This is a genomic window from Microbispora hainanensis (assembly GCF_006874475.1).
Lineage (GTDB): Bacteria > Actinomycetota > Actinomycetes > Streptosporangiales > Streptosporangiaceae > Microbispora > Microbispora hainanensis.
Window position 1 is genome coordinate 36,294 of sequence record NZ_VIRM01000024.1, and the last position, 21,628, is coordinate 57,921.

14 protein-coding genes are annotated in these 21,628 nt (G+C 72.1%); 8 read left to right on the forward strand and 6 right to left on the reverse strand.

Annotated elements, in window-relative coordinates; genetic code table 11:
* Positions 1 to 33: 33 nt before the first annotated feature.
* Positions 34 to 651, forward strand: a complete 618-nt coding sequence (locus tag FLX08_RS20120; protein WP_208761554.1) for an XRE family transcriptional regulator — start codon at positions 34 to 36, stop codon at positions 649 to 651.
* Here FLX08_RS20120 and FLX08_RS20125 read toward each other — a convergent pair.
* The 5 genes from FLX08_RS20125 to pulA all read right to left on the reverse strand — a co-directional run bounded on the left by FLX08_RS20125 (position 622) and on the right by pulA (position 12,380).
* Complete coding sequence (locus tag FLX08_RS20125; RefSeq protein WP_244312771.1) at positions 622 to 1,908, reverse strand: alpha-2,8-polysialyltransferase family protein; 1,287 nt, start codon at positions 1,906 to 1,908, stop codon at positions 622 to 624. The genes FLX08_RS20120 and FLX08_RS20125 overlap by 30 nt on opposite strands.
* Positions 1,901 to 2,866 (reverse strand): glycosyltransferase family 2 protein, encoded by a 966-nt coding sequence (locus FLX08_RS20130; RefSeq protein WP_142620421.1) that lies wholly within the window; start codon positions 2,864 to 2,866, stop codon positions 1,901 to 1,903. The genes FLX08_RS20125 and FLX08_RS20130 overlap by 8 nt, the downstream gene beginning before the upstream one ends.
* Entirely contained in the window at positions 2,863 to 4,929 is a 2,067-nt protein-coding gene (locus tag FLX08_RS20135; RefSeq protein ID WP_142620422.1) for an N-acetylneuraminate synthase family protein, read from the reverse strand. The genes FLX08_RS20130 and FLX08_RS20135 overlap by 4 nt, the downstream gene beginning before the upstream one ends.
* Before the next feature lie 115 nt (positions 4,930 to 5,044).
* Positions 5,045 to 6,538 carry a sensor histidine kinase gene (locus FLX08_RS20140; protein WP_142620423.1) on the reverse strand — a complete coding sequence of 498 codons (1,494 nt, stop codon included), beginning with the start codon at positions 6,536 to 6,538 and terminating at the stop codon, positions 5,045 to 5,047.
* A gap of 133 nt (positions 6,539 to 6,671) precedes the next feature.
* A complete protein-coding gene (gene pulA, locus FLX08_RS20145; protein WP_244312772.1) occupies positions 6,672 to 12,380 on the reverse strand; it encodes a pullulanase-type alpha-1,6-glucosidase in 5,709 nt (1,902 codons plus the stop codon).
* A 121-nt stretch (positions 12,381 to 12,501) separates the two neighbouring features.
* Here pulA and FLX08_RS20150 point away from each other — a divergent pair, with 121 nt between their 5' ends.
* Positions 12,502 to 13,146, forward strand: a complete 645-nt coding sequence (locus tag FLX08_RS20150; protein WP_244312773.1) for an ACT domain-containing protein — start codon at positions 12,502 to 12,504, stop codon at positions 13,144 to 13,146.
* Between the two features lie 21 nt (positions 13,147 to 13,167).
* Here FLX08_RS20150 and FLX08_RS20155 read toward each other — a convergent pair whose 3' ends face one another.
* Positions 13,168 to 14,439, reverse strand: coding sequence for an ABC transporter ATP-binding protein (locus FLX08_RS20155; RefSeq protein WP_142620424.1), 1,272 nt, complete (start codon positions 14,437 to 14,439; stop codon positions 13,168 to 13,170).
* A 313-nt stretch (positions 14,440 to 14,752) separates the two neighbouring features.
* On the opposite strand from FLX08_RS20155, the gene FLX08_RS20160 reads away from it, so the two are divergent.
* The 6 genes from FLX08_RS20160 (at position 14,753) to FLX08_RS20185 (ending at position 21,529) form a co-directional block, all read left to right on the forward strand.
* Positions 14,753 to 16,048, forward strand: a complete 1,296-nt coding sequence (locus FLX08_RS20160) for an extracellular solute-binding protein (protein ID WP_142620425.1) — start codon at positions 14,753 to 14,755, stop codon at positions 16,046 to 16,048.
* Between the two features lie 3 nt (positions 16,049 to 16,051).
* Entirely contained in the window at positions 16,052 to 17,014 is a 963-nt protein-coding gene (locus FLX08_RS20165) for a carbohydrate ABC transporter permease (RefSeq protein ID WP_142620426.1), read from the forward strand.
* Positions 17,008 to 17,874, forward strand: coding sequence for a sugar ABC transporter permease (locus FLX08_RS20170; RefSeq protein WP_142620427.1), 867 nt, complete (start codon positions 17,008 to 17,010; stop codon positions 17,872 to 17,874). The genes FLX08_RS20165 and FLX08_RS20170 overlap by 7 nt, the downstream gene beginning before the upstream one ends.
* A 26-nt stretch (positions 17,875 to 17,900) precedes the next feature.
* On the forward strand, positions 17,901 to 19,514 hold the full coding sequence (locus FLX08_RS20175) for a glycoside hydrolase family 13 protein (RefSeq protein WP_142620428.1): 1,614 nt from the start codon (positions 17,901 to 17,903) through the stop codon (positions 19,512 to 19,514).
* A gap of 10 nt (positions 19,515 to 19,524) precedes the next feature.
* Positions 19,525 to 20,547 carry a LacI family DNA-binding transcriptional regulator gene (locus FLX08_RS20180; protein WP_142620429.1) on the forward strand — a complete coding sequence of 341 codons (1,023 nt, stop codon included), beginning with the start codon at positions 19,525 to 19,527 and terminating at the stop codon, positions 20,545 to 20,547.
* Positions 20,548 to 20,635: 88 nt separating this feature from the next.
* Entirely contained in the window at positions 20,636 to 21,529 is an 894-nt protein-coding gene (locus FLX08_RS20185) for a carbohydrate kinase family protein (RefSeq protein ID WP_142620430.1), read from the forward strand.
* Positions 21,530 to 21,628: the final 99 nt, after the last annotated feature.

Consider the following 21,628-nt stretch of genomic DNA (forward strand, 5'->3'; position numbering starts at 1 on the left):
ATACGGAACGATTTCCGGTGACACCATAGCCAGGTGGGTACAGATGGGACAAGCCGGATAGACCCGGCCATCGGGCGGCGGCTGCGCGGGCTCCGGGAGGCGCGCGGGCTGTCGCTGTCGGAGCTCGCCCGCAGGGCGGGGGTCGGCAAGGCCACCGTGTCAGGGCTCGAGCACGGAACACGCAACCCCACGCTGGAGACGATGTACGCGATCGCGGCGGCGCTGTCGGTGCCGATGAGCGCGCTGACACTGGACCCCGGCGCCCCGGCCGGCGCCGCCTCGGCGGTGCGGGGCACGGCCGTCGTCTCCACCCTGCTGGAGGTGTTCAGGGAGCCGGGCGCGACCTACGAGCTGTTCCGCCTGCGGATCGTCGCCGGGGTCGAGCAGACCTCGCCCGCGCATCCGCCCGGGGTCACCGAGCACCTGTCGGTCGTCGCGGGGACGATCAGGACGGGCCCCGCCGCCGCGCCGCTGACCGCGGGCCCGGGGGAGCACGTCTCGTGGGCCGCGGACGTCCCCCACGTCTACGCGGCCCTCGGCGGCGAGGACGCGCACGCGATCCTCCTCATCCGCACCCCCCACGACACCCCGCACGACCCTCCGGCGGGGCCGCCGGGCCGGTCAGCGGGTGAGCAGGCGGCGCAGGCGTGAGGTCGGCGGCGCGGGCGACTGCGCAAGTGGCTGAGCGGGCGGGGGAGGCGGAGGCTCGATCAGGCCGAGCGACTCCAGCCTGCGCTTCTTGAAATAGCGGGCCGGTCCGTGGGCGTCCACATAGGCCGCCGCGGTCTCGCGCAGGCCGGGGTGGGCCGTGCTCTGCATGCAGTAGCCCACGGCTCCCACCAGGGCGGTGAGGTCGGCGACGGGCGGCTCGGTGACCGTGCCGTCGGCCTCCAGCCGGGGCAGCGTGGCGTCCACGATCGTCGCAGGGATCCGGTTGCCGTTCTCGTACGGCGTGAGCCGTTCGAGCACGAGATCGGTGCCGGTGGCCGCGACCGGCAGGCCGAACAGCCGCCGCGCGGTCACCAGCGCGGTGGAGAAGCATCCGGCGACCAGCTCGGGGCGGTGCGCGGCGAAGCACGCCTCGGCGGGCGTCGCCTCGGGGGCCACGAGCAGGTCGACGCCGAGCTCCGCGGCGAGCGGCCGCAGCTCGCGGGCGTGCCGCCGCCCGGCGGCGGGGTGCGGCTTGAACAGCACGGTCCGGTGGCCGCGGGCCGCGACGCCGCGCAGCACGCGCTCGTGCAGCGCGGCCTCCTCGGCGGCCGTGACCAGGCCGAGCGCGGACAGATACTGGCCGAGAACGACCGCCTCGGCGCGGGGCGCCGGCTGGGCCGCCGCCGCGACCCGGCGTGCCACGCTCGTGAACGACGCGTCCGCCAGGGCCTCGGCCGGCACCCCGTGCTCGGCCAGGAGCAGGGGCGCCAGGCCCGGGACGAGGTCGAGGTGGAGCAGGCGGGCGATCCGCCCGGCGATCTCCCGGGGCAGCGGGTCGCGGGTCGGCCCGTAGCTCATGAGGCCGTCGGAGTAGACGGTGATCGGGCAGTCCTTGACCAGGCCCGCGAGCGTGCGCGCCGGGGGCACCGCGATCGACTCCAGGACCAGCTCGCCCGGCTCGCCGATCAGGTCGCGCAGCAGGCGGCCGAGCATGGGCGTCTCGATCGAGCGGGGTTTCCAGTCCGACGGGTGCAGCGGCGCGATGATCGCGTTCCAGGACAGGACGCGGTCGAACCGGTCGCGCAGCGCGGCGAACCCCGGAGCCTCGTCGAGCGCCGGGGTGACCTCCGGGATCGCCGCGTTGTCCGACACGAGGAGGACCCGGACGCCGTCGCCGAACCGCCCCTCGTCGATCGCCGCCGCGAGCGTCATCGCGCCGAACAGGGTGGAGGCGTAGAACAGCGTGGAGTCAGGCACCCGGACCTCCTGCCGGCTGGGGGTCCGGCAGGTAGGAGCCGAGCAGCGTGGCCCGCTCGGGCTCCAGCCCGCCGATCGCGGCGGTCAGCGTCTCGTGGGGCAGCCGGGCGAGCACCGCCCGCGCCCGCTCGTCGAACCGGGCGCGTACGGCCGGGGTGAACCGGCCGGCCAGCTCCACGTGGTGGGCGAGCAGCGCGCACAGGTTGCGGGCGGCCTTCGGCAGGTAGCGCGGCCCGGCCTCGTCGAGCACCATCTCGTAGGCGTCGAAGAAGTGGAGCTGCCGCTCGTCGCCGATCCGAGTGAGCGAGGCCGCGAGCCCCCGCCGGTAGAACACCCCGGCGAGGGAGACCACGGCGTACGACCGGGCCAGGCGGTGCAGCCGCCAGATCCACGGGCGGTCCTCGGCGGTGTGCAGCCCGGGGGGGAAGGTCAGCAGGTCGTCCAGCTCCCGCCGGTAGATCCCCGCCCAGGCGTAGGGGTAGTCGACCATCGTCTTGTGGTCGACCGGCAGGATGCCGTCGCGCGGGTCCAGCACGACGCCGCGGCGGGGCTGCGGCGCCCGGTGCGTCTCCCGCCTGCGGCCCTCGACCTGGACGTGGTCCACGCGCACGAAGTCGCACCCGAGCCGGTCGATGGCGGCGACGAGGCGGGGCAGGTAGCCGGGCGCGAGCCAGTCGTCGGCGTCGAGGAAGGTGACGTAGCGGCCCGCGGCGAGCTTCAGCCCGGTGTTGCGGGCGCCGGCCAGCCCCAGCGGCACCGGGTTGCGGACGACCGTGAGCCCCGGCAGATCGCGCCGGAAGTCCTCTATGACCTCCGGCGTCGCGTCCGCCGAGCCGTCGTCCACGACGACGACCTCGGTCTCGAACTCGGGCGTCCGGTTGCGCACCAGCGACGTGAGGGCGTCGCCGAGGTACGCCTCGCCGTCCCGGACCGGCAGCACCACCGAGAGAGTGATCATGCGGTGACGCGGCGCAGCCGGGCCCGCGGGGCCTCCTCGCCCGGGTAGACGCGCTTCACGCCGTCGCCGAGCGCGGTCTCGATGATGCGGATGTCGCGGACCAGGTGCTCCAGGCCGGTGGGCTCCAGCGAGGCGGCGTGGTCGGAGCCCCACATCGCCCGGTCGAGCGTGATGTGCCGCTCGACGGTCACCGCGCCCAGCGTCACGGCGGCGAGCGAGATCTGCAGCCCGCGCTCGTGCCCCGAGTAGCCGACCGGCACGCCGTACCGCTGCCCGAGCGTGGTGATCATGCGGAGGTTGGCCTCCTCCGGCGGGAGCGGGTAGGTGGAGGTGGCGTGCATCATCACCAGGCGCTCGGTGCCGAGGATCTCCACCGCCGCGTCGATCTCCTCGATAGTGGACATGCCGGTGGACAGGATGACCGGCTTGCGGGTGGCGGCCAGCGCGCGCAGCAGTTCGTGGTCGGTCACCGAGGCCGAGGCCACCTTGTGCGCGACGACGTCCATCTCCTCCAGGAAGTCCACCGACGGCACGTCCCAGGGCGAGGCGAACCAGTCGATGCCGCGCTCCTCGCAATATTTGGCGATGTGGCGGTATTCGTCGGCGCCGAACTCGGTCCGGATCTTGTACTCCATGTAGGTCATCTGGCCCCACGGCGTCTGCCGGATCTGGTCGCGCTGTTCGAGCGGCACGCAGATCTCCGGGGTCCGCTTCTGGAACTTGACGGCCTGGCAGCCGGCGTCGGCGGCCACGTCGATCAGCTTGCGGGCGATGTCGACGTCGCCGTTGTGGTTGATGCCGATCTCGCCGATCACGTACACGGGCTGCCCGGGGCCGACCAGCGACCGGCCGATCCGCACGGGCCGCGGCTGCCCGAGGTAACCGGGTGCGGTGACGGGCGCGGGGGCGGTGACGGTCTCCAGCGCGGCGGCCGGGCGGGCCGCGAGCACCCGGTCGGACAGCTCGCGTACGGCTCCGGCGCCCCCGGGGGCCGACAGCACGACGCGGGCGGCGGCGCGCACCCGGGGGTGGGCGTCGGGCACCGCGACCGGCCAGCCGGCGATCGCCATGCAGGACAGGTCGTTGACGTCGTTGCCGACGTACGCCACCCGCTCGGGGGCCAGGCCCTCGGCGGCCAGCCACTCGCGCAGCGCGACGTCCTTGGCGCCGAGGCCCTGCACCACCGGCACGCCGAGCTTGGCGGCGCGGGCGGCGACGACCGGGTTGCGCTCGGTCGACAGCACGAGCACCTTCACGCCGGCCCGGCGCAGCAGCGCGATCCCCATCCCGTCGGAACGGCTGACCGCGACCATCTCCCGGCCGTCGGAGTCGACGAACGCGCGGTCGTCGGTGTGCACGCCGTCGAAGTCGGTGACGACGGCGTCCACGTCGATCGGCAGCGGCTCGTCCACGAACGGCGCGAGCGCCCGGGCGATCTCCAGGTCCTCCGGGGTGTCGATCTCGACCGCGTGCCCGGCGGGCACCGGCTGGACCGCGACCCTGCCGAAGAAACGGTGGCCCTGCTCGCGCAGGCCCTCCGTACGCATGACGTAGAACGCGCCGGTCTCGCGGAAGTGGGGCTCGCGGTCCTGGCGGCGCGGGCGCACGGCCGGGTCGTGGTTCACGCCGTGGCCGGCGCCGGTCCAGACGAACTCGTAGGTCTCGGTGCCGGAGAAGACCGCGTCGGCCTCGCCGTCCAGCACCTTCGCGACGGCGGCGTCGAGGTCGCGGGGGTCGAGGAACGCGCTGGTGCACTGGACGAGCACGACGATCTCGGGCGCCTCGCCGGCGAGCTCCGACAGGGCGTGCAGCACGGCGGACTCGCTGGAGGCGGCCGGGCCGCTGAGCTCGGCCGGCCGGCGCACGATCCGGGCGCCCGCGCTCCGCGCCACTTCGGCGATGCGGTCGTGGTCGGTGCTGACGACCACGTCGTCGACCAGTCCGGCGCGCAGACAGGCGTCCACCGCCCGGGCGACGAGCGGGACGCCGCCCACCTTCTCGAGGTTCTTCAGCGGGACGCCCACCGACCCTCCACGGGCGGGGACGACGGCCAGCACTCGCACGAGTGACTCCTCTACCTGCGACAACGGGGACCCCAGGGGGCCGGGGTGTCCCGAAAACTAGCCAGCAGGTTCTCCCGCACGGGGTTACTGGGCTGAACGACCAGGGGCGCGGTCCTTAACTTTGGGTGTCACCGGCCGGGTCGCCGCAGTCGCGGGTGCGATGGTCGGCGGCACGATAGTCGGCGGCGAGATCGCCGGCGTCCGGATCGTCCGCATCGAGATCGTCGGCGGGGAGGTTCGCGGCGCCGGCGCCGGGATCGTCCGGGGCGAGCGGCAGCGTGATCACGAAACGCACGCCGGGATCGCCGTCCGTGACGTCCTCCACGCGGATGGAGCCGCCGTGGGCCTCCACCACCTCACGGGCGATGGCCAGGCCGAGGCCCGTGCCGCCCCGGTCGCGGCTGCGTGCCGCGTCGGTGCGGTAGAACCGCTCGAAGATCCGCTCCCGGTCCGCCTCGGGGATCGGCAGGCCGTCGTTGCGCACGTACAGGACGGCCGCGTCCTCGGTGCACGCGACCCGCACGCAGACCACCGTCAGCGCGTGCCGCTCGGCGTTGTCGAGCAGGTTCGCCACCACCCGGGCGAGGTGGCGGCGCACACCCTTGACCGTCACCCCCGGGGTGTTGTGGAGGTGGATCGGCAGCCGTTCCGGCCGCCGTTCGATCTCGGTGACGACCAGATGGGACAGGTCCACCTCCTCCCGGGCGGTCTCGGGGACCGTCGGAATCCGCGCGAGCAGGAGCAGGTCGGCGACGATCGCCTCAAGGCGGTCGGTGTCGCGCAGCGCGGCGCACAGCGCCTCGGCGGTGTCCTCCGGGTGCAGCCGCGCGCCCTCCAGCTGGGCGCGTATGCCGGCGATGGGGGTGAGCAGTTCGTGCGAGGCGTCGGCGGCGAACTGCCGCTGCCGCTGGATCGTGGTGTCCAGCCGCGACAGCGCGTCGTTCGCGGCCTGGGCCAGCCGGGAGAACTCGTCGTCGCCGGGCGGCTCCGGCACCCGGCCGCCGGGATTTCGGTCGGTGATCTCGGCGAGCTCCGACCGGATCGCCTCCACCGGCCGCAGCGCGCGGCCCGTGACGTTGTAGGCCGTCCAGCCCGCGAGCGCGGTGAGCAGCAGGGCCGCCAGCAGCAGCGCCGGCAGCGTGACGGAGGTGTCGAGGATCCCCGGAGCCGCCCGGCCGGCGTAGACGAGGTCGGAGCCGGCCTCGGGGGAGACCCGCAGCACCGTGACGTAGAGGCAGTCGCGCCCCGCGGGGGAGCAGGCCGTCGTCTGGGTGACCTCGCGGTCGGGGGCCGGGCGTAACGGGCTGAGGCGAGGCAGGTGCCCGGCCGCCGAGCTCTCGGCGACGACCCGGCCGTCCGGCGCCGCCACCTCGATCAGGTCGATGTCGTTCCCGCCGGTGGGTATGGGATTGGGCAGGTGACCGTCGCGGATCTGCGCGGCGACGGACGTGGCGGTGTCCAGGCTCCGGTCCCAGATGCGGTCCGCGACCATGTCGCGGACGAGCACGTGCACCACGATCGCGAGCGGGATCAGCAGAATCGCCGCAGTCCCGGTGGCGAGGAGGGCCAGCCGGGCTCGCAGCGAAGGGGAGCGCCTGGGGAGGAGCATTACCCGAGGCTACTCATGGTCATCCTTAGGGAAACTCGCGACAGCGGAAAGCTCGCCCCAAACTTGCCCAAAGTCTGACATTTGGTGCAACCAGGCGCGGGTGTCCGCGCCTGGCCGTACCCCCTGCGAGCCCCTACGACGACTCGAGAAACACCCCGACCGTGCGGGCGGGCACGGTCAGCGTGCCGCTCGCCGGATCCGCCGACGCCTGCCGCACCACCGGGTCGGCCGACGCCGCCTGCACGGGGTGCGGCGCGACCCGGGCGCCCTTCACGGCGGGCACGACGGAGGCGGCGGCCTTCCCGGTGGCGTTGAACACCACGTAGATCGCCGTGTTCGCGGGATCGACCCCGGCGGCGTCGACGCGCATGACGATCACACCGGGGGTGCCCGACGGCGGGAAGGAGACCCGCCTGCCGATCTCGGCGGCGGAGCCGAGCGAGAAGGCGGGGGAGGAGTAGCGGATCCGCAGCAGCTCGCCGAACCGCGCCCGGGCCGCGCCGATCGCCGCGCAGTCCGGCTTCAGCGCGGGGTCGGCCAGCAGGGGCCGCGCGTACGGCCAGCGCGCCTCGTTGTCCTGCGCGGGCGGCAGGCCGCCGCCGAAGCCGTTGCCCTGGCTGCAGTCCCAGAGCAGCCGGTTGAACCAGTCGCCCGAGTCGTAGGAGTTGCGGTCGAGCGACTTCGACCGCAGCCGCTCGCTGCCGGCGTGGACGAACGCCGTGCCCTGGCCGAGCAGGACCGTCGCCAGCGAAAGCGACTGCATCCTGACCCGGTCGGCCATCGGGGTGTCCTTCGGCAGCTTGTAGGCGAGCGCGTCGAACAGCGTCTCGTTGTCGTGCGCGTCGACGTAGGTCACCGTGTCGCCGGGCTCGGCGGCATACCCCGCGGGGCTGCCGTTGTAGTCGACCTCAGAGCCCTTGACGGGCGTGCCGGACGACCCGGTGAACGTGAAGTCGCGCAGGTTGCCCGCGAGCCCGAGCTTCACCAGGTCTTCGTAGTGCGCGAGCCGGCCGTCCGGCGCGGAGCCGGCCAGGCCGGAGCCGAGGCCCTGGACGCCGGGGTCGGCGTCGAACGGCGTGCCGCCGCGCACGGCGTCGCGCAGCCGGTCGCTGAACGTGCCGATCCCGGTGCCCGCCATGGTGGCCTGGGTGGCCTGCTCGAACCTGGCGTTGTCGGCCACCTCGCCGAAGTTCCAGCCCTCGCCGTACAGGATGATCGACCTGCCGTCCACGCCGTCCTTGTCGGGGGTGAGCGCGTCGAGGGCCTTGCGCACGGCCAGGATGTTCGCCTTCGGGTGGTGGCCCATCAGGTCGAACCGGAAGCCGTCGACCTTGTACTCCTTCGCCCAGGTGACGATCGAGTCGACGACGAGCCGGCCCATCATCGCGTGCTCCGGGGCAGTATTGGCGCAGCAGGTGGAGGTGGCCACCGTGCCGTCGTCCATGAGCCGGTGGTAGTAGCCGGGGACGACGCGGTCGAGGACGCTCGCCGGGTCCTGCCCGGCGGCGTGGGTGTGGTTGTAGACGACGTCCATGACCACCCGCAGGCCCGCGCGGTTGAGCCCCGCGACCATCTCGCGGAACTCCTTGATCCGTTTGTCCGGGTCGGTCGCGTACGACCCCTCGGGCACGGTGTAGTGCAGCGGGTCGTAGCCCCAGTTGAACGAGTCCTTCGCGGCCGTCTCCGCCACGCACGCCTGCTGCCGGTCGGAGTCCGGCGGCAGCGCGGCCAGGTCGCAGGCGGGCTCGGTGCGGTCGGCCTTCCGGTCGGGCACGGTGGCGAAGTCGAAGGCCGGCAGCAGATGGACGTGGGTGAGGCCGTCCTTCGCCAGGCTCCGCAGCTCGGTCATCCCGGCGCTGCCGGTCTCGGTGAACGCCTTGTAGGTGCCGCGCTCGGCGGCCGGGACGGTGGTGTCGGAGGCCGAGAAGTCGCGGACGTGCAGCTCGTAGATCGACGCCCGGTCCTGGCGCACCGCCGGGGGCTTCTTCAGGCCCGTCCACCCCTCGGGCCGCAGCGACCGGTCGTCGAGGCCGACCATCTGGCTGCGCCCGGAACCCGCCGAGACGGACAGGCTGTAGGGGTCGGTCACCTCGTTGGTCACGATCTTCCCGGCGGCGGGGGCGTAGACGGTGACGAGGTAGGTGTAGTACCTGCCCCTCCACGACGCCGGGCCGTCGATCGACCACACGCCGGTCGCGTCGTCCCTGCGCATCTTGTGCACCGTCCTGCGGTCGCCCTCGGGGCCGTCGTAGAGGGCCAGTTCGACCTTCCGGGCGGTCGGCGCCCACACCGCGAGCCCGCCGCGGCCCGTGGGGCCCAGCGGGACCTTCGCGGCCCCGGCGTACAGGTCGTCGAGCACGCCGGGGATCTGCACGCCGGTGGCGGTCAGCAGCGCGCCCGAGGGCCCGCGCTCGATCGCCACGACCTGCCCGCGCAGCGCGTCGCGCACGAGGCCGGCGTCGCGCGGGTCCACCTTCAGCGCGCCGTACGCCGCCAGATGCGGCCAGGCGGCCTTCTGGGCGTCGCCGAGCGTGCCCGGTGTCAGCCGGATCAGGTGGACGTCCCCGGTCAGGTCGCCCCTCTCGTACGCGATGTCGCCCCCGGGGGAGTAGGCCAGCGCGTAGTGGTTCGCCTCGGCGACCGTGCCCTTCCACGCGACCGTGTCCCTGTCGATCCACTGGGCCGTGGCCTTGGACAGGTCGGCGTCCGCACCGGTGGCCGCGGGCTGCGGCAGCAGATATCCGTCCACACCTGACAGTTTCCACACCTCGTGGCCGGTCACGCCGAGGTCGAGCGACTGGTCGGCCTGCTGGTCCTTCTCGTCGCCCTTGTGGATGATCCACGCCAGCGTCTTCGCGTCGTCCTTGAGCGGCACCTCGAACCACACGCCGAAGGCGTCGGCGCCGGCCGGCTTCAGCGGGTCGCCCCACTCGGCCGATCCGGACGCGTCGCCCCAGAAGTGCAGGCCCCAGCCGTCGTAGCCGCCGTCCTCGCGGTGGTAGTGCAGCACCGCGACGTTCCGCGCCGCCGCCGCACTGGCGTGGATCTCCGTCCCGCCCGAGTTCACGTACGCCTCCGGCTGCCGGGCCGGGACGAACGACTGGTCGGGCCCGGGGTCCTTGGCGTCGCCCTTGTGGACGATGTAGTTCAGCGGCGCGTCGGCGTTCTTCAGCGGCACCCGCCAGAAGGCCCCGGACGCGTCGGTGCCGTCCGGGCGCCTCGGGGAGCCCCAGTCGGTGCCGGCGCCGTCGGCGATGGCGTCGCCCCACAGGTGCAGGCCCCAGCCGTCGTACGCGCCGTCGGGGCGGTGGTAGTGGATCGTGGCGTATCCCTCGGCGGCGGCCCGGGAGGCGTACACGTCGGCCCTGCCCTCGACGAGCCACACCTCGCCGGTGCGCACCGGATCGACCATGCGGTCGCCCTGGTCCTTGGTGTCGCCCCTGTGGGTGATCAGGCCGACCTCGGTGGCGCCGGGCTTCAGCTTCAGCCAGGCGAAGCGGCCGAAGGCGTCCTCGCCCTCGAACGCGACCGGCGAGCCCCACTCGACCGTCTGGTCGATGTCGCCCCAGGCGTGCAGCCCCCAGCCGTCGTAGTCTCCGCCGTCGCGCTTGTAGTGGACCACCAGGTGGTCGCGGGTGACCGCGCCCGGCTCCTCCTCCGCCGGCTCCGGCCCCGCCGTCGCGGTCGCCGTGGCGGAGGCGTACCGGCCCGCCGAGTCCTTCACGACCGCCTTGTACGTGAGCGGGGCGCCCTCGGGCACGCCGGTGAGGTCGTGGAAGACGCGGTAGGTGCGCCCGTTGGGCGCGTCGTCGGTGCCGAGCACCCGCCACGGCGCGTCCCCCGCCTTGACGGCGAACGTGACCTGGCCGAACCCGTCGCCGGGCACCTCGGCGGAGATCGCCACCCGGCCGTCGGCCGCCGTGCCGCGCAGCGTCTCGCCGGGCAGCGTGAGGGTGATCTGCGGAGCTGCCCCGGGGGCGGCCAGGGCCTCGCCGGCCCGGTAGACGACGGCCGACAGCGGCGGCACGGTCACCGCCAGCTTCCCGTCGGATCCGCTGGTGAGCCCGGCCGTCCCGCCGTACACCTGGGTGAAGGAGGCGCCGGGGGAGTAGGTCGGGATCCGCACGGAAGTGGCAGCCGTGCCGTTGTTGAGCGCCACGACGAACTCGACCCGCTCCCCGGCGGCGATCCGGGAGAACGCGAACACGTTCCCGCTCGCCAGCCGCGTGATCTGCGCGCCGTCCGCCAGCGCCGGATAGCGGTCGCGCAGCCGGGCCAGCTCCGCGATCGAGGTGTAGAGGGGATGGGTGGTGACGTAATTGGCGGTCGCGTGGGTGGCGGTGGTGCCGATGAGGTCGTCGTCGAGATAGTCGGCCGTCTTGGAGGCGAACATCGGCTGCCGGGCGTCCTTGTCGCCTCCGCCGCCGGTGAAGCCCTGCTCGTCGCCGTAGTAGACGACCGGCTGGCCGCGGGTCAGATACATGAGCTGGTGGGCCAGGCGGTCGCGGGCGAGCAGCGTCGCGTCGTCCGCCGAGGGGGCGTCCTGCTTGAGGAAGTAGCCGATCCGGCCCATGTCGTGGTTGCCGAGGAACGTCGGCAGCGACGAGGCGTTGGAGTCGGCGTCGGTGAAGTGGTCGTCGGCGGCGTACAGCCTGCCGAGGCTCGCGGCGTCGCCGCCGCTCGCGTACGAGCGGGCCGCCTCCTGGAAGCCGAAGTCCAGCGTGGCGTCGAGCGTGCCGGTGCTGGTGTAGCGGCTCTCGAACGCCGGGTCGGAGCTGTAGACCTCGCCGAACATGAAGAACCTGTCGTTGCCGAGCTTGGCGGCGTAGCCGTGCAGGGCGGGCGCGAAGCGCTGCCAGAACCCCATGTTGACGTGCTTGGCGGTGTCGATGCGGAAGCCGTCGACGCCGGTCTCCTTGACCCACGTCTTGTAGATGTCGGTCATGCCCTTCACGACCTCGGGCCGCTCGGTCCACAGGTCGTCGAGGCCGGAGAAGTCGCCATACTCGGAGCTCTCGCCCGAGAAGGTCGAGTCGCCCCGGTTGTGATACATCGTCGGGTCGTTCAGCCACGACGGCACCTTCGACTTCGCCGTCACCACCGGCGTGTACGGGAACGACTCGGCGGTGACCTTCGGGAAGTCGTCGCGCAGGGCGTAGTCGCGGTCGTCGAAGGCCCGGCCGGAGGCGTCCACGTAGGGGTAGGCCGCCGTGCCGCGATAGCCGTACGTCTTCTCCTTGTAGTCGACGAGGTCGGCGGTGTGGTTGGTGATGATGTCGAAGAACACCTTCATGCCGCGCTTGTGCGCCTCCTTGACGAGGCTCTTCATCTGCGCGTTGGTGCCGAGGTGCGGGTCGATCCTGGTGAAGTCGGTGATCCAGTAGCCGTGGTAGCCGGCGCCGGCGTCCGCGCCCGTGCCCTGCACGGGCCGGTTCCTGAACGACGGGGTGAGCCAGATGGCCGTGCTGCCCAGGCCCTTGATGTAGTCGAGCCGGCCGATCAGGCCCGCGAGGTCGCCGCCGTGGTAGAAGCCCTTGTCCGCGGGGTCGAAACCGGTCGTCAGCCGGTCGCCGGACAGCCCGCCCCGGTCGTTGGAGGGGTCGCCGTTCGCGAACCGGTCGGTCATCGCGAAGTAGAGCCGCTCGCGGGACAGGTCCGCGCGGAGGGCGTCGCGGGCGAGTTCGGCGTCGGACGGCGCGCCGGCCGCACCCGTGGCTGCGGAAATCGGGGCGGATGCCGCCGGGGGAGCTGTCAGGGGGACGGCGATGAGCGCGGCGGTGAGTGCCGTCGCCGTGGCAAGCGCAACGGGCACGCGCGTACGCCGGTGCTGGGGGGTCACCATGGCCCGGAAGCTACTGGCGGCCCCCGGGCTGTGCAAGACTTTGCTGCAACTTCCAGAAACATTGCAGCCATTCCGTGACCCACCGCCGTAACCGGCGCGAAACGTGTGTCCGACACTGTTGGTGTCGCATGAGAAGGAGGTGGTGGCGATGCTGCTGCGGCTGCGGGTCTCGCTCCCCGACCGGCCCGGGGTGCTCGGCCAGGTGGCGCGCGCCTTCGGGGTGATGGGTGCGGACATCCTGCAGGTGACCGTGCTGGAGCGGCAGGCGGGTCGCGCGGTCGACGACTTCACCGTCTCGTGGTCGGGCGTCTTCGAGCCCGGTGAGCTGCGCGAACGCATCGGCGTGGTGCCCGGCACGCGGGTGGAGGCCGTGTGGCCGACCCGGGAGGCGCCCGGAGCGACCCCCGACTACGACCTGCTCGGCCACGTCGCCGCCGACCCCGACCGTGCGTACGTCACCCTCGTCGACGCGGTGCCCGACCTCGTCAGCGCCGAGTGGGCGGTGGCGGTCGACTCGGCCGACGGCACGATCGTCCACGGAAGCTGGCAGGCGCCGGAGGCCGTCCCCGCGGCCGACCTCACCCCGCTGCGCGCCTCGGCCTTCGAGGAGGGCGGGCTGCACCTGGCGAGCGTGCCGATGGACGGGGTCCACCTGGTGGTGGCGCGGTCTCAGGGGCCCGCGTTCCACCGGGCGGAGCTGGACAAGATCGTGCGCCTGGTGGGGATCGTCTCCGTGCTGGCCGGCGGCGTCAGCCGCACCGTCTGAGGGGGTTCTGTCGGCGGGGTTCTATCGGCGCGGCGGGTCGATGCGGGTGCCGTCCATGGTGAACAGCATGAGCCGGGAGACGTCGACGGCGACCCGGCCGGCGTCGCCCGCGCGCCACACGGGCCGGTTGCCGAGCCGGACGATCAGGTCCGCGCGGCGGTGCGTGCCCGACTGCGAGAGCGGCGGCGGCTCCTCTTCCTCCACCGCGGCCGAGCCGTTCAGCAGGCGGCGCATCATCGACCGGGCCCTGCCGCCGCCCGCCGCGCCGTTGAGCTGGCGGCGGTCCGGCGGTTCCGGCACGTTGACGGCCGGGATACCGGCCTCCAGGTAGGCGAGCCACTCGTGGCCGTGATACTCCAGCGTCCTGACCCGGCCGAAGAAGGTCGGGCCCTCCGTCCGCTCCGGCACCGGAACCAGCCCGTCCGGCCGGATCCCCACGATGATCTGCATGCCCGTGTGCTGCGACACCGCGTACGCCCGTGGATCGGTCCAGGGCATGGTGATCTGGTGAGGGCCGAAGTCGAGCATGATGAACTGGTTCTGCGGGGTGCGCACGGTCGCCGCGAGCAGGTTGAGCTGCTGGGAGTTGAGGAACGCGGCGGTGAACGCGGTCGCGGGGTCGTTGTAGACCTGCGCCGGCGTGCCGATGTCCTGCAGCACGCCGCGGTTCATGATGGCGATGCGGTCGGCCAGAGTGAGGGCCTCGACCTGGTCGTGCGTGACGTAGATGGTGGTGACCCCGAGGGAGCGCACCAGCGACGAGATCTCCATGCGCAGCTCGGTGCGCATGCCGGCGTCCAGGTTGGACAACGGCTCGTCCATCAGGAACAGCGAGGGCTGGCGCACGATGGCGCGGCCCATCGCCACGCGCTGGCGCTGGCCGCCGGACAGTGTGCCCGGCCGCCGGTCGAGCGTCTCGTCGATGTGCAGCGCGCGCGACAGCTCGACGACCCGCTGCTTGACCATCGTGGGGTCCGCTTTGGCGATCTCCAGCGGGAACGACAGGTTGCCGCGCACCGTCCGGTGGGGATACAGCGCGCCGTTCTGGAAGACCATCGCGACGTCCCGGTCCCGGGGCGCCAGGTGGTTGGCGAGCTGCCCGCCCAGCCACAGGTCACCGGTGGTGATCTCCTCCAGCCCCGCGATCATGCGGAGCAGCGTGGACTTCCCGCAGCCTGACGGCCCCAGCAGGACGAGGAGCTCACCCTCGTCCGCGCGAAGGTTCATGCGGTCGACCGCGAGGTACCCCCCCGGGTAGATCTTCGTCACATTGTCGAGGACGACGGTGCTCATGCGCGCTCGTTCCTCCCGGGCAGGCACGCCCGGATCCCCAGCCTTCGGTGTGAATGATGAGGTAGTACATCGCGTCACGGGCACTCGTGTCCATACGTGTCGTGAAAGATCCGGCATCTGCCCGCAACTTGTCGTTACTCGCGACTTTCCCCTTGCTAAAGATGGCTGTCAGGGTCGCGTCATGACCTCCTTGCGCCCCTCTTTGACGCGTCAAATGTAACGAATTTGCTGAAAGTTTCAGTAAGGTCTTTCATCCCCTTCGCACCCCTGTTACGTTCCGCTCAAATCCCCCTGAGCAAGGAGTGCGACTCACATGAGGCGAGTCCTCACGTCCGCGGCGGTGGCCGCGGCGCTCGCTTTGGCGGTCACCGCCTGTGGCGACGGTTCCGGCGACACCGGAACGGCCCCGGCCAAGAGCGCCGCCCCCGCCGAGGTGTCCGGAACGGTCACCTGGTGGGACACCTCGGACGCCACGACCGAGGGCCCGGTCTTCCAGGAGATCATCAAGGACTTCGAGGCCAGATACCCGAAGATCAAGGTCAACTACGTCAACGTGCCGTTCGCGAACGCGCGGGACAAGTTCAAGACCGCCGCGCAGTCCGGGGCGGGCGCGCCCGACGTGCTGCGCACCGACGTGGGCTGGGTCGCGGAGTTCGCGTCGCTCGGCTACCTCGCGCCGCTCGACGGCACCCCGGCCGTCGACAAGCCCGAGGAGTTCCTGCCGGTCCCGGCGGCGAGCGGCAAGTTCAACGGCAAGACGTACGGCGTGCCGCAGGTGACGGACACCCTCGGCCTCCTGTACAACAAGGAACTACTGAAGAAGGCGGGCTACGACCAGCCTCCGGCGACGATGGCCGACCTCAAGAAGGTGGCGCTCGACGTCAAGTCGAAGACCGGAGCGGGCGGCCTCGCCCTCAACGTGGACGCCTACTTCCTGCTTCCGTTCATCTATGGCGAGGGCGGCGACTTCGTCGACGTCCAGAACAAGAAGATCACGATCTCGTCTCCGCAGAGCGTGGCGGGGGTGAAGATCGTCGAGGACCTGATCACGTCCGGCGCCGCCGTCAAGCCCGCGCTGCAGGACAGCTACACGAACGCCGAGACCGCGTTCAAGGACGGCAAGGTCGCGATGATCTTCAACGGCCCGTGGTCCAACGCGGACAACCTCGGTGGCAAGGTGTTCAAGGACAACCCTGACAACTTCGGCGTCGCCCCGGTTCCGGCCGGCTCGGTGAAGGCGGGCTCGCCGCTGGGCGGTCACGACTACACCGTGTACGCGGGCTCGAAGAACCTGGACGCGTCCTACCTGTTCGTCCAGTTCATGGCCAGTGCGGAGAGCCAGGCGAAGGTCGCCGGCAAGCTCGGCCTGCTGCCGACCCGCCAGCCCGCCTACAGCGCGCCCGAGGCGACGGCCAACCCCAAGATCGCCCAGTGGCAGAAGCCGATGGAGACGGCCGTCGAGCGACCCTGGATCCCGGAGGCCGCCTCGCTGTTCCAGCCGCTGGTCGAGGGCTACCAGAAGCTCGCGGGCGGGCAGACGACGACCGAGCCCATGCTCACGGACGTCGCCACCGCCTACCAGGGCATCCTCAAGGGCTGGAGCCTGTAGGCGATGACGGCTGACGTCGTCGCGACGAGAAGGGCCGCGCCCCGTTCGGGGGCGCGGCGCCTTCTGTCGCGCCACTGGTACGCCTGGGCGATGACCGCGCCGGTCGTCATCGTGACGCTGGTGCTGGTCGGCTACCCCCTCGTACGAGGCGTGTACCTGTCGCTCACCGACGCGACCGAGGGCAACATGGGCCGCACGATCGGGATGAACGTCATCCCGTCCACCTATGAGTTCGTGGGCCTGAAGAACTACACCGACATCCTCACGTCCGCGGAGTTCCTCGGCCGGCTCACCTGGACGGTCGTGTGGACCGTCGTCTGCGTCGCCCTGCACGTGAGCATCGGCCTGGGCCTGGCGCTGCTGCTGAACCGGCCCATGCGGCTGCGGTCGCTCTATCGGATCCTGCTCGTGCTGCCCTGGGCCGTGCCGGCCTTCGTGTCCGCGTTCATCTGGCGCTACCTGCTGAACGGCGAGTTCGGCGTGGTCAACGCCATGCTGCGGGCCGCGGGGTTCGCCGGCGTCAGCTGGCTCGACGACCCGTTCTGGGCCAAGGTCTCGGTGATCGCCTGCAACGTGTGGCTGGGCGTGCCGTTCATGATGCTCGCGCTGCTCGGCGGCCTGCAGGCCATCCCGCGCGAGCTGTACGAGGCCGCCGAGGTGGACGGCGCCACGCCGTGGCAGCGCTTCCGCCACATCACGCTGCCGGGCCTGCGCCCGGTGTCGAGCACGGTCGTGCTGCTCGGCACGATCTGGACCTTCAACCAGTTCCCGGTCATCTTCCTGCTGACCCGGGGAGGACCGGGCGGAGCCACGGAGATCCTCGTGACGTACGCCTACCGCCAGGCGTTCGAGGGCATCAGGAACTACTCGGGCTCCGCGGCCTGGGGCATGGTGATCCTCGCGCTGCTCGTCGTCATGGCCACGGTCTATCGGCGCGCGCTCAGGCAGCAGGGGGAGGCATGGTGAGCCCGGCCGCTCCCGCCGGAGCGTGGAGCCGCGACAGGCGCAGCCCCGGCAGGTCGATCGCCCTGCACCTCACGCTGATCGCGGCGAGCATCGTGTCGGTGTTCCCGGTCGCGTGGCTGGTGCTGACCTCGCTCAAGCCGCGGACGGTCATCGAGACCGCCTCGGTCGCGCCGATCGACCACCCCACGCTCGCCAACTACACGCAGGTCCTCGGGGAGACCCGGTTCCTCACCTGGGCCGCCAACGCGGTGATCGTCTCGTTGATCACGGCCGTGCTCGGCGTGCTGCTGTCGGCCACGACCGGCTACGCGGTCAGCCGCTTCCGCTTCCCCGGCTTCCGCTCGGTGATGTGGATGCTGCTGATCACGCAGATGTTCCCCGTGGCCATCCTGATCGTGCCGATCTACAACCTGATGGCCGGGCTCGGGCTGATCAACCAGTTCCCGTCCCTCGTCATCGCCTACCTCACCTCCACCGTGCCGTTCTGCGCGTGGATGATGAAGGGCTACTTCGACACCGTCCCCGTGACGATCGACGAGGCCGGCCGGGTCGACGGCCTGACCCCCTTCGGCACGTTCTGGCGGCTCATCCTGCCGCTGGCCAAGCCCGGCCTCGCCGTGGCCGCGTTCTACTCGTTCATCACCGCCTGGGCGGAGGTCGCGTACGCGACCGCGTTCATGACGGGCGACGACAAGTACACGCTCGCGGTCGGCCTGAGCCAGTTCGTCGGCCAGCACAAGGCGGAGTGGGGCCTGCTGACGGCCTCGTCGGTGCTGATCGCGATTCCGGCGGCCGTCGTCTTCCTGCTCGTCCAGCGCCACCTCGTGACCGGCCTGACGGCCGGCGCGACGAAGGCGTGACCCTATATGAGAATCGGGGGATCCCAATGACCGAACTCGCCGTCCAGCCGTCCGCGGTCACGACGCGGTGGTGGCGCGACGCGGTGATCTACCAGGTGTACGTCCGCAGCTTCGCGGACGGCAACGGTGACGGGATCGGTGACCTGCTCGGCGTGCGCAGCCGCCTGCGCTACCTGTCCGACCTCGGTGTCGACGCGATCTGGCTGACGCCGTTCTACCCCTCGCCGATGGCCGACTTCGGATACGACGTGGCCGACTATCGCGACGTCGATCCGCTCTTCGGCTCGCTGTCGGACGCCCAGGCGCTGATCGCCGACGCCCACCGGCTCGGCCTGCGGATCATCGTGGACGTGGTGCCCAACCACACCTCCGACCGCCACCCCTGGTTCGAGGCGGCGCTGAAGGCGGGGCCGGGCAGCCCGGAGCGGGAGCGCTACATCTTCCGCGAGGGCAAGGGCGTGACGGGCGAGCTGCCGCCCAACGACTGGGAGTCGATCTTCGGCGGGCCCGCCTGGACCCGGGTCGAGGACGGCCAGTGGTACCTGCACCTGTTCGCGCCCGAGCAGCCGGACCTCAACTGGGAGCACCCGGAGGTGCACGAGGAGTTCGCCGACGTCCTGCGGTTCTGGCTCGACCTCGGCGTGGACGGCTTCCGGATCGACGTGGCGCACGGCATGGTCAAGGCGCCGGGCCTGCCCGACGTGGGCGCCCGGGGCCAGGCCGAGATGATCGGCGCGCAGGTCGTGCCGTTCTTCGACCAGGACGGCGTGCACGAGATCCACCGGGCCTGGCGCCGCATCCTCGACTCCTACGACGGCGAGCGGATCGGGGTGGCCGAGGCGTGGGCGCCGTCGCCCGAGCGGCTGGCCAACTACGTCCGCCCCGACGAGCTGCACCAGGCGTTCAACTTCCACTTCCTCAAGACGCCCTGGGACGCGGCGCTCTTCCGCGAGGTCATCGACGAGTCCGTGCGCACGTCGGCGCTGGTGGGCGCGCCCTCGACCTGGGTGCTGTCGAACCACGACGTCAAGCGGCACGTCACCCGCTACGGCGGCGGCGAGCGCGGCCTGCGCAGGGCGCGCGCGGCGGCGCTGCTCATGCTGGCGCTGCCCGGCTCGGCCTACATCTACCAGGGCGAGGAACTGGGGCTGCCCGAGGTGCTCGACCTGCCCGAGCAGTACCTGCAGGATCCGCAGCGGCTGCGCGACCCCGACAGCGGGCGCGACGGGTGCCGGGTGCCGCTCCCGTGGACCGCCGCGGGCGAACCGCCGTACGGCTTCACCCCGCCGGGCATCTACGAGAGCTGGCTGCCGATGCCGGCCGGCTGGCGCGACCTGTCGGTGGAGGCGCAGCTGCGGGACGGCGCGTCGATGCTCAGCCTCTATCGGGCCGCCCTCGCCCTCAGGCGGGAGCACCCGGAGCTGGGCGACGGCACGCTGACGTGGATGGACAGCCCGCCCGGCACCCTGGCGTTCCGGCGCGGCGACTCGTTCACCTGCCTGCTGAACATGACGCGGGAGTGGGTGGAGACGGAGGCGCCGGGCGACCTGCTGCTGGCCAGCGGAGGCCCGGAGACGTCCGGCGGAATCGTGCGGCTCGCTCCCGACTCGGCCACCTGGTGGGCCGCGAGGAATGTCTAAAGTAATGCTCATGAACAACACACGGCTCGCCGACATCGCCGCCCAGGCCGGAGTCAGCGAGGCGACGGTGAGCCGTGTGCTCAACGGCAAGGCGGGGGTCTCCCCGGCCACCCGCCAGGCCGTGCTCACCGCCCTCGACCTGATGGGCTACGAGCGGCCCCAGCGGTTGCGCCAGCGCAGCAACGGCCTGATCGGCCTGGTGATCCCGGAGCTCGGCAACCCGATCTTCCCGGCGTTCGCCCAGGCGATGGAGAAGTCGCTGATCCAGCACGGCTACACGCCGATCCTGTGCACCCAGGAGCCCGGCGGAGCCCCCGAGGACGAGTTCACCGAGATGCTCCTCGACCGGGGCGTGTCGGGCATCGTCTTCGTCTCCGGCCTGCACGCCGACACCACCGCCAGGATGGACCGCTACAAGCGGCTCACCGACCGCGGGCTGCCGATCGTGCTCGTGGACGGCTACAACGAGGCCATCCCCGCGCCGTTCATCTCGCCCGACGACCGGCTCGCCGCGCGCCTGGCCGTACAGCACCTCGTGGACCGCGGGCACGAGCGCATCGGCCTCGCGCTGGGGCAGCGGCGCTTCGTCCCGGTCATCCGCAAGATCGAGGGCTTCCGCCAGGCGATGGCCCAGCTGCTCGGCCCGGCCGACGTCGACGACCTCATCCAGCACTCGCTGTTCTCCGTGGAGGGCGGGCAGGCCGCCGCCTCGGCGCTGCTCGACCGCGGCTGCACCGGCATCTTCTGCGCGAGCGACCTCATGGCGCTCGGCGCGATCCGCGCCGCCCGCGAGCGCGGGCTGTCGGTGCCCGGGGACGTGTCGGTCGTCGGGTTCGACGACTCGCCGCTGATGGCGTTCACCGACCCGCCGCTCACGACCGTGCGCAAGCCGATCGGCGCGATGGCGGCCGCCGCCGTCGAGACCCTGCTTGAGGAGATCGGCGGCACTCCCGCCAAGCACGTCGAGCTGGTCTACCAGCCCGAGCTCGTGGTGCGCGGCTCCACCAGCTCGGGCCCGCTGGTCAACCGCTGAGCCCCTGCCGGGGTCTTGCCTTCCCCGGCCCGGCGGCCGCGCACGGTCGCCGCGCCGGACTCTCCCGACCTCCCGCGGAGCGTTGCGAATGACCGATCACCCCATCGACGTCCTGGTCGTGGGCGGCGCCGGTGCCGACACGACCGTCTACGTGCCCGAGCTGCCCCTGCCGTACGCCGACACCTATGCCGTGCCGCCCGTCATTGACCGGATCGGCAACACCGGCTCGGGGGTCGCGCTCGGCTGCCACGCCCTCGGCCTGCGCGTGAAGTTCGTCGACCTCATCGGCGACGACCCGCAGGGCGCGCTGATCCGCGGCCACCTCGCCGCCCGCGGGGTCGACTTCGCCTACGCCCCGTCCGAGGCGGGCACCCGGCGCAGCGTCCTGCTCGTGGACCCCGGCGGCAGGCGCCTGTCGCTCTTCGACCCCAGGGCCGTCCCCGGTCAGCGGATGCCCCGCGACCTCTATCTGCCGGCCCTCCGGTCGGCCCGGCACGTCCACGTCTCGATCGTGGACTTCGCCCGGCACGTCTACGCCGACATCCCCGACGGCGCGACGATCTCGACCGACCTGCACGACTGGGACGGCGAGAACCCGCACCACGAGGACTTCGCCTACTCCTCCGACCTGGTCTTCCTGTCCGCGGCCAGGCTCGGCGGGCGGCGCGAGGAGGTCATGCGGGCGATCGCCGAGCGGGGCCGCGCGTCGGTGGTCGTGTGCACGGACGGGGCCGCGGGCTGCCACGTTTTGGCCGGAGGGCAGGTGCGCCGCTTCCCGGCCGCGCCGCCGCCCGGCCCCGTGGCCGACAGCAACGGCGCCGGCGACGCGTTCGTGTCCGGCTTCCTGTACGGCCGCCTGACTGGCCGGCCTCCGGAGGAGTGCGTACGGCTGGGCGCCGTGGCCGGGGCGCACGCGTGCACCTCGGAGGGCACGCACGAGGACCCGATCGGTCTCGACGCCCTGCTGGGCGCACAGCCGTAAGGCTGTCCTGAGGGGGTCCGCCGGGTTGTTATGGGGGTGTCATGGGGTGACGCCGGGCTCGCCACCGCAGGTGAGCGGTCGCGGGCCCGGCACCCATGG